Origin of the sequence: Bacillus sp. 0209A (genome assembly GCF_036765095.1) — a bacterium.
In the GTDB taxonomy this organism is placed as follows: Bacteria; Bacillota; Bacilli; order Bacillales; family Bacillaceae; genus Bacillus; species Bacillus subtilis_G.
In genome coordinates, this window is record NZ_JBAIZV010000009.1 from 14,816 (window position 1) to 29,445 (window position 14,630).

General features: G+C 42.5%; 15 protein-coding genes and 1 other annotated feature. All 15 genes read left to right on the top strand.

The annotated features are described in order from the left end of the window. The first annotated feature begins 6 nt into the window (after positions 1-6). The 15 genes from rae1 to rpsG all read left to right on the top strand — a co-directional run bounded on the left by rae1 (position 7) and on the right by rpsG (position 14,612). Positions 7-519, top strand: a complete 513-nt coding sequence (gene rae1 / locus V6D44_RS20110; RefSeq protein WP_003225756.1) for a ribosome-dependent mRNA decay endonuclease Rae1/YacP — start codon at positions 7-9, stop codon at positions 517-519. A gap of 62 nt (positions 520-581) precedes the next feature. Next, entirely contained in the window at positions 582-1,238 is a 657-nt protein-coding gene (sigH, locus tag V6D44_RS20115; protein ID WP_087991681.1) for an RNA polymerase sporulation sigma factor SigH, read from the top strand. A gap of 92 nt (positions 1,239-1,330) precedes the next feature. After that, entirely contained in the window at positions 1,331-1,480 is a 150-nt protein-coding gene (gene rpmG / locus V6D44_RS20120; protein ID WP_003156421.1) for a 50S ribosomal protein L33, read from the top strand. Positions 1,481-1,513: 33 nt separating this feature from the next. Further along, positions 1,514-1,693: a preprotein translocase subunit SecE gene (gene secE / locus V6D44_RS20125; RefSeq protein WP_010327716.1), complete on the top strand. Its 180-nt coding sequence runs from the start codon at positions 1,514-1,516 to the stop codon at positions 1,691-1,693. A 177-nt stretch (positions 1,694-1,870) separates the two neighbouring features. Continuing rightward, positions 1,871-2,404: a transcription termination/antitermination protein NusG gene (gene nusG, locus V6D44_RS20130; RefSeq protein WP_010332761.1), complete on the top strand. Its 534-nt coding sequence runs from the start codon at positions 1,871-1,873 to the stop codon at positions 2,402-2,404. A gap of 167 nt (positions 2,405-2,571) precedes the next feature. Beyond that, positions 2,572-2,997, top strand: coding sequence for a 50S ribosomal protein L11 (gene rplK, locus V6D44_RS20135; RefSeq protein ID WP_003156430.1), 426 nt, complete (start codon positions 2,572-2,574; stop codon positions 2,995-2,997). Positions 2,998-3,091: 94 nt separating this feature from the next. Beyond that, positions 3,092-3,790, top strand: a complete 699-nt coding sequence (gene rplA, locus V6D44_RS20140; protein WP_010327718.1) for a 50S ribosomal protein L1 — start codon at positions 3,092-3,094, stop codon at positions 3,788-3,790. A 45-nt stretch (positions 3,791-3,835) separates the two neighbouring features. Next, positions 3,836-3,976: a sequence feature (ribosomal protein L10 leader region), on the top strand. Between the two features lie 65 nt (positions 3,977-4,041). After that, entirely contained in the window at positions 4,042-4,542 is a 501-nt protein-coding gene (rplJ, locus tag V6D44_RS20145; RefSeq protein WP_087991682.1) for a 50S ribosomal protein L10, read from the top strand. 45 nt (positions 4,543-4,587) lie between these two features. After that, complete coding sequence (rplL, locus tag V6D44_RS20150; RefSeq protein ID WP_003156436.1) at positions 4,588-4,959, top strand: 50S ribosomal protein L7/L12; 372 nt, start codon at positions 4,588-4,590, stop codon at positions 4,957-4,959. 89 nt (positions 4,960-5,048) lie between these two features. Further along, positions 5,049-5,654, top strand: coding sequence for a class I SAM-dependent methyltransferase (locus tag V6D44_RS20155; protein WP_253268769.1), 606 nt, complete (start codon positions 5,049-5,051; stop codon positions 5,652-5,654). Between the two features lie 245 nt (positions 5,655-5,899). After that, entirely contained in the window at positions 5,900-9,481 is a 3,582-nt protein-coding gene (gene rpoB, locus V6D44_RS20160) for a DNA-directed RNA polymerase subunit beta (protein WP_087991684.1), read from the top strand. A 61-nt stretch (positions 9,482-9,542) separates the two neighbouring features. After that, positions 9,543-13,142: a DNA-directed RNA polymerase subunit beta' gene (rpoC, locus tag V6D44_RS20165; protein WP_087991685.1), complete on the top strand. Its 3,600-nt coding sequence runs from the start codon at positions 9,543-9,545 to the stop codon at positions 13,140-13,142. Between the two features lie 177 nt (positions 13,143-13,319). Beyond that, the gene (locus V6D44_RS20170; RefSeq protein WP_087991686.1) at positions 13,320-13,568 is read left to right on the top strand and encodes a 50S ribosomal protein L7ae-like protein; all 249 of its coding nucleotides are present in this window, start codon (positions 13,320-13,322) and stop codon (positions 13,566-13,568) included. Positions 13,569-13,683: 115 nt separating this feature from the next. Continuing rightward, on the top strand, positions 13,684-14,100 hold the full coding sequence (gene rpsL, locus V6D44_RS20175) for a 30S ribosomal protein S12 (protein ID WP_003156445.1): 417 nt from the start codon (positions 13,684-13,686) through the stop codon (positions 14,098-14,100). Between the two features lie 41 nt (positions 14,101-14,141). Beyond that, a complete protein-coding gene (gene rpsG / locus V6D44_RS20180; RefSeq protein WP_003156447.1) occupies positions 14,142-14,612 on the top strand; it encodes a 30S ribosomal protein S7 in 471 nt (156 codons plus the stop codon). Positions 14,613-14,630: the final 18 nt, after the last annotated feature.

Here is a 14,630-nt window from a genome sequence, read left to right on the forward strand (position 1 = left end):
AGACTTATGGATATCCTGTTAGTAGACGGATACAACATGATTGGAGCCTGGCCGCAGCTGAAGGATTTAAAAGCGAACAGTTTTGAAGAGGCGAGAGACGTACTGATTCAGAAAATGGCGGAATATCAATCGTATACAGGAAACAGGGTTATTGTTGTTTTTGACGCGCATCTCGTAAAAGGGCTTGAGAAAAAACAGACCAACCACAGAGTTGAAGTGATTTTTACAAAAGAAAATGAAACGGCTGATGAGCGGATAGAAAAGCTTGCTCAGGCGTTGAATAATATCGCGACTCAAATTCATGTCGCGACCTCTGATTATACTGAACAGTGGGCGATTTTCGGACAGGGGGCATTGCGGAAATCGGCCCGGGAGCTTTTGAGAGAGGTAGAAGCGATTGAAAGGCGAATAGAGAGACGGGTCAGAAAAATCACTTCCGAAAAGCCGGCGGGTAAAATTGCTTTATCAGAAGAGGTTTTGAAAACGTTTGAAAAGTGGAGGCGGGGGGACTTAGATTAAGTTGACGCTTTTTTGCCCAATACTGTATAATATTTCTATCTACGTGCGCCGGGGGGATCGGAGTGAATCTACAGAACAACAAGGGAAAATTCAACAAAGAACAGTTTTGTCAGTTGGAGGACGAGCAGGTCATTGAAAAGGTTCATGTTGGGGACAGTGATGCGTTAGATTACTTGATTACGAAGTACCGAAACTTTGTTCGGGCAAAAGCAAGATCCTATTTTTTAATAGGAGCGGACAGAGAGGATATTGTTCAGGAAGGTATGATAGGCCTTTATAAGTCTATTCGCGACTTTAAAGAGGACAAGCTTACCTCATTCAAAGCTTTCGCAGAATTATGTATTACCCGCCAAATTATTACCGCAATAAAGACAGCTACTCGCCAGAAACACATTCCTTTGAATTCCTACGTCTCATTAGATAAACCGATTTTTGATGAAGAATCAGACCGAACGCTGCTTGATGTTATTTCAGGAGCGAAAACCTTAAATCCTGAGGAAATGATCATCAACCAGGAAGAATTTGATGATATTGAAATGAAAATGGGAGAAATATTAAGTGATTTAGAGAGAAAAGTACTCGTCTTATATCTTGACGGGAGAAGTTACCAAGAGATTTCTGATGAACTGAACCGGCATGTGAAATCGATCGATAATGCCCTTCAGCGTGTGAAACGCAAGCTGGAGAAGTACTTGGAAATTCGCGAAATCAGTTTTTGATAGGGATTTAAGTGATATTGACAGTATTTTTCTGACTGTGATATGTTACTAAAGATAAGAACTAATGTCTATTTAGAAAAAGGTGTAATGACATGAGAAAAAAGATTACCTTGGCATGCAAGACTTGCGGAAACCGTAATTATACGACAATGAAGAGCTCTGCATCAGCGGCTGAGCGATTAGAAGTAAAGAAATACTGCAGTACTTGCAATTCACATACAGCTCATCTTGAAACAAAATAGTTTTTGCGCTTTTAAATTGTGGAGGTCTTTTACATGCGTATTATGAGATTCTTTAAAGATGTTGGGAAAGAAATGAAAAAGGTAAGCTGGCCTAAAGGAAAAGAGTTAACGCGTTATACCATTACGGTGATTTCAACAGTTATCTTTTTTATTATCTTTTTTGCCCTCCTTGATACAGGAATTTCTCAATTAATTCGTTTAATAGTTGAATAATGATCAGCAATACGTGCTATAATAGATCATAATATCACTTGCCAAAACCCGTTCAGCGGGTTTTTTATTGTGGCTTAAAATGAAAGTTATCATAGGCTTGACGCCTATTTTTTGAGCGTTATGGTAATTCACTAAAACCAAATGCGGGGAGGGAAGGACTGGACAGTCCTGAAGAGAATGGAAAAGAATTGGTATGTTGTTCACACGTACTCTGGTTATGAGAATAAAGTAAAAGCCAACTTGGAAAAACGTGTTGAATCAATGGGGATGCAAGATAAAATTTTCCGTGTAGTCGTACCTGAAGAAGAAGAAACGGATATCAAAAACGGCAAGAAAAAAGTGGTGAAAAAGAAAGTATTCCCTGGTTATGTGCTTGTTGAAATTGTAATGACAGACGACTCTTGGTATGTTGTCCGCAACACGCCGGGTGTTACTGGTTTCGTAGGATCTGCCGGCTCTGGTTCAAAACCTACGGCGCTTCTTCCGGGCGAAGCAGAAACCATTCTGAAGAGAATGGGCATGGACGAACGCAAAACGGACATTGACTTTGAACTGAAAGAGACAGTGAAAGTAATAGACGGGCCTTTTGCTAACTTTACTGGGTCAATTGAAGAGATTGATTATGATAAAAGCAAGGTCAAAGTTTTCGTTAATATGTTTGGCCGGGAAACGCCGGTTGAGCTGGAATTTACCCAAATCGATAAATTGTAATGTGAAAAAACTTGAAATTGCTATATATAAATGATAATATAGCAAAGGTACGTCTTGGACTTATCCAAGGCAACTAGCTTGATATTTCGTCATTCATATAAAGAATGAAACCTTGAGTGGGAGGGTTTACCCTATTACCACATCACGGACTTAAGGAGGTGTGTCTCGTGGCTAAAAAAGTAGTAAAAGTTGTAAAATTGCAAATTCCTGCTGGAAAAGCTAACCCAGCACCACCAGTTGGACCTGCACTTGGTCAAGCCGGTGTTAACATCATGGGATTCTGTAAGGAGTTCAACGCTCGTACAGCTGACCAAGCTGGTTTAATTATTCCTGTTGAAATTTCGGTTTACGAAGACCGTTCATTTACATTTATTACAAAAACTCCACCTGCTGCTGTATTGCTTAAAAAAGCGGCTGGAATTGAGTCTGGTTCTGGTGAACCAAACCGTAATAAAGTGGCAACCGTTAAGCGCGATAAAGTACGCGAAATCGCTGAAACGAAAATGCCTGACTTAAACGCAGCAGACGTTGAAGCGGCAATGCGCATGGTTGAAGGTACTGCCCGTAGTATGGGTATTGTAATCGAGGATTAATTTGTTTCTTGTCGGGTTGCGAGTTTTAACAAGTTCGCAACCCTTATTCGTGGGAGGTTATTCCGCTATAACCACATAAGGAGGAAATTTTAAAATGGCTAAAAAAGGTAAAAAGTACGCTGAAGCTGCTAAGCTTGTAGATCGTTCAAAAGCTTACGACGTTTCTGAAGCAGTAGCTCTCGTTAAAAAAACAAACACAGCTAAATTCGACGCTACAGTTGAAGTGGCTTTCCGTCTAGGGGTTGACCCTCGTAAAAACGACCAGCAAATCCGTGGAGCAGTTGTGCTTCCAAACGGAACTGGTAAAACTCAGCGCGTTCTCGTTTTCGCAAAAGGCGAAAAAGCGAAAGAAGCTGAAGCTGCTGGTGCAGATTTCGTTGGCGATACTGACTACATCAACAAAATTCAACAAGGCTGGTTCGATTTCGATGTAATCGTAGCAACACCTGACATGATGGGTGAAGTTGGTAAAATCGGCCGTGTACTTGGACCAAAAGGTTTAATGCCAAACCCTAAAACTGGTACAGTTACTTTCGAAGTTGAAAAAGCAATCGGCGAAATCAAAGCTGGTAAAGTTGAATACCGTGTTGATAAAGCTGGAAACATTCATGTTCCTATCGGTAAAGTTTCTTTCGAGGATGAAAAACTTGTTGAGAACTTCACAACAATGTACGATACAATCCTGAAAGCTAAACCTGCTGCAGCAAAAGGCGTTTACGTGAAAAACGTTGCGGTAACTTCTACTATGGGACCTGGTGTCAAAGTAGACTCTTCAACTTTCAACGTAAAATAATATTGACACGACATCAACATTCTGATATTATTCAAAATGTTGTAAAATAGAATATCATTTATACCGTAGACAGTAGGGGCCTAACCGCTTAATCTTCCTACCGAGGTGTATATTATCACAGCTATTACGTTACGTATGCTTGTATATACAGCCTCCATGTCTCATGGAGGCTTTTTATATGGAATCCGTCGTCTCGGTCGTGATCACCTAACGGTATAAGTGTTACACAAGAATCTACAGGAGGTGTAACCATGAGCAGCGCAATTGAAACAAAAAAAGTTGTTGTTGAAGAAATTGCTTCTAAACTGAAAGAAAGTAAATCAACGATCATCGTTGACTACCGCGGACTTACCGTTTCTGAAGTAACAGAACTTCGTAAACAGCTTCGCGAAGCTAACGTTGAGTTCAAAGTTTACAAAAATACGATGACTCGCCGTGCGGTTGAACAAGCTGAGCTTAATGGTTTGAATGATTTCTTAACTGGACCGAACGCGATCGCATTCAGTACTGAAGATGTTGTCGCTCCGGCTAAAGTTCTTAATGACTTCGCTAAAAATCACGAAGCTCTTGAAATTAAAGCTGGCGTTATCGAAGGCAAAGTTTCTAGTGTTGAAGAAGTGAAAGCTCTTGCTGAACTTCCATCACGCGATGGCTTGCTTTCTATGTTGCTTAGCGTACTTCAAGCTCCAGTTCGCAACTTTGCTCTTGCTGCAAAAGCTGTGGCAGAACAAAAAGAAGAACAAGGCGCTTAATCTAATTATCTTTTCATAAATTAAAACAAAATGGAGGAATTACAAATGGCTTTAAATATCGAAGAAATCATTGCTTCCGTTAAAGAAGCAACTGTACTTGAATTGAACGACCTAGTAAAAGCAATCGAAGAAGAGTTTGGCGTAACTGCTGCTGCTCCTGTAGCTGTAGCTGGCGGAGCTGCTGCAGGCGGAGCTGCTGAAGAGCAAAGCGAATTCGACCTTATCCTTGCTGGTGCAGGTTCTCAAAAAATCAAAGTTATCAAAGTTGTACGTGAAATCACTGGTCTTGGCTTGAAAGAAGCTAAAGAACTTGTTGACAACACTCCAAAACCACTTAAAGAAGGTATTGCTAAAGAAGAAGCTGAAGAGCTTAAAGCTAAACTTGAAGAAGTTGGCGCTTCTGTAGAAGTTAAGTAATCTTCACTTACCTGTAGGGGGAGCTCGCTTTTATGAGGCGGGCTTTTTCTTTGCCATTCTTTATGCCATTACAAAAGGAGGTTCTAATAATGAGTGAGCATTATTATTCAGATAAACCTTCAGTTAAAAGCAACAAGCAAACCTGGTCTTTTAGGCTTCGTAAAAAAGATTTCACGTTTACCAGCGACAGCGGGGTTTTTTCTAAAAAGGAAGTTGATTTCGGCTCCCGCCTGCTGATTGATTCTTTTGAAGAGCCTGAAGTTGAGGGCGGCATTCTGGATGTTGGCTGCGGGTACGGCCCGATTGGTTTATCGCTCGCCAGCGACTTTAAAGACCGGACCATCCACATGATTGACGTTAATGAGAGAGCCGTAGAGCTATCAAATGAAAATGCGGAACAAAATGGAATAACAAACGTTAAGATTTATCAGAGTGATTTGTTTTCGAACGTTGATTCTGCTCAAACATTTGCTTCTATTCTTACAAATCCCCCAATCCGAGCCGGAAAAAAAGTTGTCCATGCTATCTTTGAGAAAAGCGCTGAACACTTAAAAACTTCAGGTGAGTTGTGGATCGTCATACAGAAAAAACAAGGCGCGCCTTCTGCCATTGAAAAGCTCGAGGAATTGTTCGATGAAGTTTCTGTCGTTCAAAAAAAGAAAGGCTATTATATCATAAAAGCAAAAAAAGTTTGACTCGGTATTTTAGCTATGTTAATATTATAAAATGCCAATGTATATATTTTGCTTGATATGATGAATTGTCAATATCTATGTATAAATTATACAAGTATGGAAATGCTAATAAAATCGGTATTTGTTTTTGGATGTGGTTTTCTTAATTAGAAACCCTTTTTTCTTTTGTCTTGTAAAAGTATTTTCTTTCTTTGGAAGAAATGCTTATTACACATATAATACGCATGATTTGAGGGGTGAATCAGTTGACAGGTCAACTAGTTCAGTATGGACGACACCGCCAGCGCAGAAGCTATGCTCGCATTAGCGAAGTGTTAGAATTACCAAATCTCATTGAAATTCAAACCTCTTCTTATCAGTGGTTTCTTGATGAGGGTCTTAGAGAGATGTTTCAAGACATATCACCAATTGAGGATTTCACTGGTAACCTCTCTCTTGAGTTCATTGATTATAGTTTAGGTGAGCCTAAATATCCTGTAGAGGAATCAAAAGAACGTGATGTGACTTACTCAGCTCCGCTAAGAGTGAAGGTTCGTTTAATTAACAAAGAAACTGGAGAGGTAAAAGACCAAGATGTCTTCATGGGGGATTTCCCGATTATGACAGATACAGGTACTTTTATCATTAATGGTGCGGAACGTGTAATCGTTTCCCAGCTTGTTCGGTCTCCAAGTGTATATTTCAGTGGTAAAGTAGACAAAAACGGTAAAAAAGGTTTTACCGCAACTGTCATTCCAAACCGTGGCGCATGGTTAGAATACGAAACTGATGCGAAAGATGTTGTTTATGTCCGCATTGATCGCACACGTAAGTTGCCGGTTACGGTTCTTTTGCGTGCTCTCGGCTTCGGTTCCGATCAAGAGATTCTTGATCTCGTAGGAGAAAATGAATACCTGCGAAATACGCTTGATAAAGATAACACAGAAAATAGCGACAAAGCTTTGCTTGAAATTTACGAACGTCTCCGTCCTGGAGAGCCACCTACAGTTGAAAATGCGAAAAGCTTGCTTGATTCGCGTTTCTTTGATCCGAAACGTTACGATCTTGCCAATGTAGGACGCTATAAAATTAATAAAAAACTTCATATTAAGAATCGCCTCTTTAATCAGAGACTTGCTGAAACGCTTGTTGACCCTGAAACAGGAGAAATCCTTGCTGAAAAAGGTCAGATTCTTGATAGAAGAACACTTGATAAAGTACTGCCATACTTAGAAAGCGGAATCGGTTTCAGAAAGCTGTATCCAAATGGCGGTGTTGTTGAAGATGAAGTAACTCTTCAATCGATTAAAATCTATGCTCCGACTGACCAAGAAGGAGAACAGGTTATCAATGTAATCGGCAATGCTTACATTGAAGAAGAGATTAAAAACATTACGCCTGCTGATATTATTTCCTCTATCAGCTACTTCTTCAACCTGCTGCACGGAGTAGGCGATACAGATGATATCGATCATCTTGGAAACCGCCGTTTACGTTCTGTAGGTGAACTTCTCCAGAACCAATTCCGTATCGGGTTAAGCCGTATGGAGCGTGTGGTTCGTGAGAGAATGTCAATTCAAGATACGAATACAATTACGCCTCAGCAGTTGATCAATATTCGTCCTGTTATTGCGTCCATTAAAGAGTTCTTTGGAAGCTCTCAGCTTTCCCAGTTCATGGACCAGACGAACCCGCTTGCTGAATTAACGCATAAGCGTCGTCTGTCAGCATTAGGACCAGGCGGATTGACACGTGAACGTGCCGGAATGGAAGTGCGTGACGTTCACTACTCCCACTATGGCCGTATGTGTCCGATTGAAACACCTGAGGGTCCAAACATCGGTTTGATCAACTCGCTTTCATCTTATGCAAAAGTAAACCGTTTTGGTTTCATCGAAACGCCTTATCGCCGTGTTGACCCTGAAACAGGGAAGGTAACGGGCAGAATCGATTACTTAACTGCTGATGAAGAGGATAACTATGTTGTCGCTCAGGCGAACGCTCGTCTTGATGACGATGGCTCATTTATTGATGACAGCATCATCGCCCGTTTCCGCGGGGAGAACACCGTTGTTTCCAGAAACCGTGTGGATTACATGGATGTATCACCTAAGCAGGTTGTTTCTGCTGCGACAGCATGTATCCCGTTCCTAGAAAACGATGACTCCAACCGTGCCCTCATGGGAGCGAACATGCAACGTCAGGCTGTGCCTTTGATGCAGCCGGAAGCGCCGTTCGTTGGAACTGGTATGGAATATGTATCAGGTAAAGACTCTGGTGCCGCTGTTATTTGTAAACACCCTGGTATCGTTGAACGCGTAGAAGCGAAGAACGTTTGGGTTCGCCGTTATGAAGAAGTAGATGGTCAAAAAGTAAAAGGGAACCTGGATAAATACAGCATGCTGAAATTTGTCCGCTCCAACCAAGGTACTTGCTACAATCAACGTCCGATCGTAAGTGTCGGCGATGAAGTGGTAAAAGGAGAAATCCTTGCTGACGGTCCTTCTATGGAGCTTGGTGAACTTGCACTTGGCCGTAACGTAATGGTTGGCTTCATGACTTGGGATGGCTACAACTATGAGGATGCCATCATCATGAGTGAACGCCTTGTGAAGGATGATGTTTATACATCTATCCACATTGAAGAATATGAATCAGAAGCACGCGATACGAAACTTGGACCTGAAGAAATCACTCGCGATATTCCAAACGTCGGTGAAGATGCGCTTCGCAATCTTGATGACCGCGGAATCATCCGTATTGGGGCAGAAGTGAAAGACGGAGATCTTCTTGTTGGTAAAGTAACGCCTAAAGGTGTAACTGAACTGACTGCTGAAGAACGCCTGCTTCACGCCATCTTTGGTGAAAAGGCCCGCGAGGTTCGTGATACTTCTCTTCGTGTGCCTCACGGCGGCGGCGGAATTATCCACGACGTTAAAGTCTTCAATCGTGAAGACGGAGATGAACTTCCTCCAGGCGTTAACCAGTTGGTACGTGTGTATATCGTTCAGAAACGTAAGATTTCTGAAGGGGATAAAATGGCCGGTCGTCACGGTAACAAAGGTGTTATCTCTAAGATTCTTCCTGAAGAGGATATGCCTTACCTTCCTGACGGCACACCAATTGATATCATGCTTAACCCGCTGGGCGTACCATCACGTATGAACATCGGGCAGGTATTGGAGCTCCATATGGGTATGGCCGCTCGTTATCTCGGCATCCACATTGCGTCACCGGTATTTGACGGAGCGCGTGAAGAGGATGTTTGGGAAACACTTGAAGAAGCCGGAATGTCTCGTGACGCCAAAACGGTTCTTTACGACGGGCGTAGCGGAGAGCCGTTTGATAACCGTGTATCTGTTGGTATTATGTACATGATTAAACTGGCTCACATGGTTGACGATAAACTTCATGCGCGCTCTACAGGCCCTTACTCACTTGTTACGCAGCAGCCTCTTGGCGGTAAAGCGCAATTTGGCGGACAGCGTTTTGGTGAGATGGAGGTTTGGGCACTTGAAGCTTACGGTGCGGCTTACACTCTTCAAGAAATTCTGACTGTTAAATCTGATGACGTGGTTGGACGTGTGAAAACATACGAAGCCATCGTTAAAGGCGACAACGTTCCTGAACCAGGTGTTCCGGAATCATTCAAAGTATTAATCAAGGAACTTCAAAGCTTAGGTATGGATGTCAAAATCCTTTCTGGTGATGAAGAAGAAATAGAAATGAGAGATTTAGAAGACGAAGAAGATGCAAAACAAGCTGACGGCCTGGCGTTATCAGGTGATGAAGAGCCGGAGGAAACAGCATCTGCAGACGTTGAACGAGATGTAGTAACAAAAGAATAATCTCTAGTTATAAAGGCAAGTGACATCGGTTAATCCGAAGATAAAAAGGGAGGTAGGCCCCTTGCTAGATGTGAACAATTTTGAGTATATGAACATCGGTCTTGCTTCACCGGATAAAATCCGTTCATGGTCTTTTGGTGAAGTGAAAAAGCCTGAAACGATAAACTATCGTACGTTAAAACCTGAAAAGGACGGTCTATTCTGCGAACGCATTTTCGGACCGACTAAAGACTGGGAATGTCATTGCGGGAAGTACAAGCGAGTTCGTTATAAAGGCGTAGTTTGTGACCGCTGCGGAGTCGAAGTAACACGGGCTAAAGTCCGTCGTGAGAGAATGGGGCACATTGAACTGGCTGCCCCAGTTTCCCACATTTGGTATTTCAAAGGTATTCCAAGCCGTATGGGTCTTGTGCTGGATATGTCACCTCGTGCTTTAGAAGAAGTCATTTACTTTGCTTCTTACGTTGTAACTGATCCGGCAAACACACCGCTTGAAAAGAAACAGCTTCTGTCTGAGAAAGAATACCGTGCTTATCTCGATAAATACGGTAATAAATTCCAAGCATCCATGGGTGCAGAAGCGATTCATAAGCTTCTTCAAGATATTGATCTTGTAAAAGAAGTTGATATGTTAAAAGAAGAGCTGAAAACATCACAAGGACAGCGCCGTACTCGTGCGATCAAACGCCTTGAAGTTTTAGAAGCCTTCCGTAACTCAGGAAACAAGCCTTCTTGGATGATCCTTGATGTGCTCCCTGTTATTCCTCCTGAGCTTAGACCGATGGTTCAGCTTGATGGCGGACGTTTTGCGACTTCTGATTTGAACGACCTTTATCGTCGTGTCATCAACCGTAATAATCGTTTGAAACGTCTTTTGGATCTTGGTGCACCTAGCATCATTGTTCAAAACGAAAAGCGTATGCTTCAAGAGGCTGTCGATGCCTTAATTGACAACGGCCGCCGCGGACGCCCTGTAACAGGTCCTGGTAACAGACCGTTAAAATCTCTTTCTCACATGTTGAAAGGGAAGCAAGGCCGTTTCCGTCAAAACCTTCTTGGTAAACGTGTCGATTACTCCGGACGTTCTGTAATCGTTGTTGGTCCTCATTTGAAAATGTACCAATGCGGATTGCCGAAGGAAATGGCGCTTGAACTTTTCAAACCTTTCGTTATGAAAGAGCTTGTTGAAAAAGGTCTTGCTCACAACATTAAGAGTGCGAAACGTAAAATTGAGCGCGTACAGCCTGAGGTATGGGATGTACTAGAATCAGTTATCAAGGAGCACCCGGTACTTCTGAACCGTGCCCCTACACTTCACAGACTAGGTATCCAAGCGTTTGAACCAACGCTTGTTGAAGGACGCGCAATCCGCCTTCACCCGCTCGTATGTACAGCTTATAACGCTGACTTTGATGGTGACCAAATGGCGGTTCACGTACCATTATCTGCAGAAGCTCAAGCTGAAGCACGCATCTTGATGCTTGCCGCTCAGAACATCTTGAACCCTAAAGATGGTAAACCGGTTGTAACACCGTCTCAGGATATGGTACTGGGTAACTATTATCTGACACTTGAGCGTGCCGGTGCTGTCGGTGAAGGTATGGTTTTCAAGAATACAGACGAAGCGCTTCTTGCTTATCAAAACGGATATGTCCACCTTCATACGAGAGTAGCTGTTCCAGCTAGCTCCCTTAAGAATGTGACATTTACCGAAGAGCAGCGCTCAAAATTGTTAATTACAACTGTCGGTAAGCTTGTCTTCAATGAAATTCTGCCGGAATCATTCCCTTACATGAATGAACCAACGAAGAGCAACATTGAAGAGAAAACACCTGACCGTTTCTTCTTAGAAAAAGGTGCCGATGTTAAAGCTGCCATTGCACAGCAGCCAATCAATGCACCGTTTAAAAAAGGCATTCTGGGTAAAATCATCGCGGAAATCTTTAAACGATTCCATATCACGGAAACGTCTAAAATGCTTGACCGTATGAAAAACCTAGGTTTCAGATACTCTACAAAAGCTGGTATTACAGTTGGTGTTTCTGATATCGTCGTTCTCGATGATAAGCAAGAAATTCTTGAAGAAGCACAAGGTAAAGTTGATAACGTTATGAAGCAATTCCGACGTGGTTTAATCACTGAAGAAGAACGCTATGAGAGAGTTATCTCTATCTGGAGTGCTGCGAAAGACGTTATCCAAGGCAAACTAATGCAATCACTTGATGAGCTCAACCCAATCTACATGATGAGTGACTCTGGTGCCCGTGGTAACGCGTCTAACTTTACACAGCTTGCCGGAATGCGCGGTCTGATGGCCAACCCGGCTGGACGTATCATTGAATTGCCGATCAAATCAAGTTTCCGTGAAGGTCTGACAGTATTGGAGTACTTTATCTCTACTCACGGTGCGCGTAAAGGTCTTGCCGATACCGCCCTTAAAACAGCTGACTCAGGGTACCTTACACGTCGTCTCGTTGACGTTGCGCAGGATGTTATCATCCGTGAAACTGATTGCGGAACTGACCGAGGCATTCTTGCTAAGCCTCTTAAAGAAGGAACGGAAACCATTGAGCGCTTAGAAGAACGCTTAATTGGCCGGTTTGCACGAAAACAAGTGAAGCACCCTGAAACAGGTGAAGTACTTGTCAATGAAAACGAACTGATCGATGAAGATAAAGCACTAGAGATTGTTGAAGCCGGCATTGAAGAAGTCTGGATTCGTTCTGCCTTCACATGTAATACGCCTCATGGTGTATGTAAACGATGCTATGGCCGAAATCTTGCAACTGGCTCCGATGTTGAAGTCGGTGAGGCTGTCGGTATCATTGCTGCCCAATCAATCGGTGAGCCTGGTACACAGTTAACAATGCGTACATTCCATACAGGCGGGGTTGCCGGAGACGATATCACACAGGGTCTTCCGCGTATCCAAGAGCTTTTCGAAGCGCGTAATCCGAAAGGTCAGGCAACAATTACAGAAATCGACGGTACAGTCGTTGAGATCAATGAAGTTCGTGATAAGCAACAGGAAATTGTGGTTCAAGGCGCAGTGGAAACACGTTCTTATACGGCACCTTATAACTCCCGTTTGAAAGTAGCGGAAGGAGATAAAATTACTCGAGGCCAAGTACTGACAGAAGGTTCGATCGATCCGAAAGAGCTTCTGAAAGTGACTGACATGACTGCTGTTCAAGAGTATCTTCTCCATGAGGTTCAAAAGGTTTATCGTATGCAAGGTGTTGAAATCGGTGATAAACACGTAGAAGTAATGGTTCGCCAGATGCTTCGCAAAGTCCGCGTGATTGATGCCGGTGACACTGATGTGCTTCCAGGTACATTGCTTGATATTCACCAATTTACTGAAGCGAACAAAAAGGTATTGCTTGAAGGTAATCGTCCTGCTACAGGTCGTCCTGTTTTACTCGGTATTACAAAAGCATCTCTTGAAACTGATTCATTCTTATCTGCTGCTTCCTTCCAGGAAACAACACGTGTCCTTACAGACGCAGCGATCAAAGGTAAGCGTGATGAGCTTCTCGGCTTGAAAGAGAATGTTATCATCGGTAAGCTTGTTCCGGCTGGTACAGGTATGATGAAATACCGAAAAGTAAAAACAGTTTCAAATGTTCAGCCGACTGATGACATGGTTCCGGTTGAATAATTGATTTAAATCTGCTGAAAGACTGCAAAACAGTCTTTCAGCAGATAATTTTAATAAAAAATCACTCTATGAGAACAACGAAACTAAAAAATGTCATACTATGTTGACATACGTCTCCTAGAATGATAATATAACCAAGGTGCTCGAAATAAACCTGTTACTTTGGAGGATGTATTTATGTCTTATGATAAAGTATCACAGGCCAAATCAATTATTATTGGTACGAAGCAAACAGTGAAAGCTCTAAAACGAGGTTCGGTAAAGGAAGTAGTCGTTGCAGAAGACGCAGATCCTATCCTTACGAAAAGTGTTATTACACTTGCGAAAGATCAGGGGATCGCAGTCTCAATGGTCGAATCCATGAAAAAGCTCGGCAAAGCCTGCGGAATTGAAGTAGGAGCAGCAGCTGTTGCCATTATGTTATAACGTACTTTTTTGTTTTTGCGTGAGATTTTTTCTCGTGTGAAGACATTGTTTTTTGCCTTTTGATGAACCACCTGGGTATGTGGGTTATAAAACGTAATGAAGGGAGGAAAAAATAATGCCTACAATCAATCAGCTAATTCGTAAAGGACGCGTGAGTAAAGTAGAAAACTCAAAGTCTCCTGCACTTAACAAAGGATACAACAGCTTTAAAAAAGAGCACACTAATGTATCTTCTCCACAAAAACGCGGGGTATGTACTCGTGTTGGTACAATGACACCGAAAAAACCGAACTCAGCACTTCGTAAATATGCTCGTGTTCGTTTGACTAACGGAATCGAGGTTACGGCTTACATTCCTGGTATCGGTCACAACCTGCAAGAGCACAGCGTTGTACTAATCCGCGGCGGACGTGTAAAAGACTTACCAGGGGTACGTTACCACATCGTTCGTGGTGCGCTTGACACTGCTGGAGTAGAAAACCGTGCGCAAGGCCGTTCTAAATACGGAACTAAACGTCCTAAAGCAAAATAATAAACACAAAAACGTAAAAATAATGAAGGGAGGATATTCAGATGCCACGTAAAGGTCCTGTAGCAAAAAGAGATGTTTTACCTGATCCGCTTTATAATTCTAAGCTTGTATCTCGTCTAATCAACAAAATGATGATCGATGGTAAAAAAGGTAAGTCTCAAACAATCCTATACAAGTCATTCGATATCATTAAAGAACGTACTGGCAATGATGCAATGGAGGTTTTCGAACAAGCATTGAAAAACATCATGCCTGTACTTGAAGTTAAAGCACGCCGTGTAGGTGGTGCGAACTACCAAGTTCCTGTAGAAGTTCGTCCTGAACGTCGTACTACTCTCGGACTTCGCTGGTTAGTAAACTATGCTCGTCTTCGCGGAGAAAAAACGATGGAAGAGCGTTTAGCTAACGAAATCCTTGACGCAGCTAACAATACTGGTGCTGCTGTTAAGAAACGCGAAGATACTCATAAGATGGCTGAAGCAAACAAAGCATTTGCTCACTATCGCTGGTAGGTTTCACATATATTTAAA

Excerpts from the sequence above, each read along its gene's own strand:
- rae1 (WP_003225756.1), top strand. The coding sequence starts at position 7 with ATGGATATCCTGTTAGTAGACGGATACAACATGATTGGAGCCTGGCCG.
- rpmG (WP_003156421.1), top strand. The coding sequence starts at position 1,331 with ATGAGAAAAAAGATTACCTTGGCATGCAAGACTTGCGGAAACCGTAAT.
- secE (WP_010327716.1), top strand. The coding sequence starts at position 1,514 with ATGCGTATTATGAGATTCTTTAAAGATGTTGGGAAAGAAATGAAAAAG.
- nusG (WP_010332761.1), top strand. The coding sequence starts at position 1,871 with ATGGAAAAGAATTGGTATGTTGTTCACACGTACTCTGGTTATGAGAAT.
- rplA (WP_010327718.1), top strand. The coding sequence starts at position 3,092 with ATGGCTAAAAAAGGTAAAAAGTACGCTGAAGCTGCTAAGCTTGTAGAT.
- rplJ (WP_087991682.1), top strand. The coding sequence starts at position 4,042 with ATGAGCAGCGCAATTGAAACAAAAAAAGTTGTTGTTGAAGAAATTGCT.
- rplL (WP_003156436.1), top strand. The coding sequence starts at position 4,588 with ATGGCTTTAAATATCGAAGAAATCATTGCTTCCGTTAAAGAAGCAACT.
- V6D44_RS20155 (WP_253268769.1), top strand. The coding sequence starts at position 5,049 with ATGAGTGAGCATTATTATTCAGATAAACCTTCAGTTAAAAGCAACAAG.
- V6D44_RS20170 (WP_087991686.1), top strand. The coding sequence starts at position 13,320 with ATGTCTTATGATAAAGTATCACAGGCCAAATCAATTATTATTGGTACG.
- rpsL (WP_003156445.1), top strand. The coding sequence starts at position 13,684 with ATGCCTACAATCAATCAGCTAATTCGTAAAGGACGCGTGAGTAAAGTA.
- rpsG (WP_003156447.1), top strand. The coding sequence starts at position 14,142 with ATGCCACGTAAAGGTCCTGTAGCAAAAAGAGATGTTTTACCTGATCCG.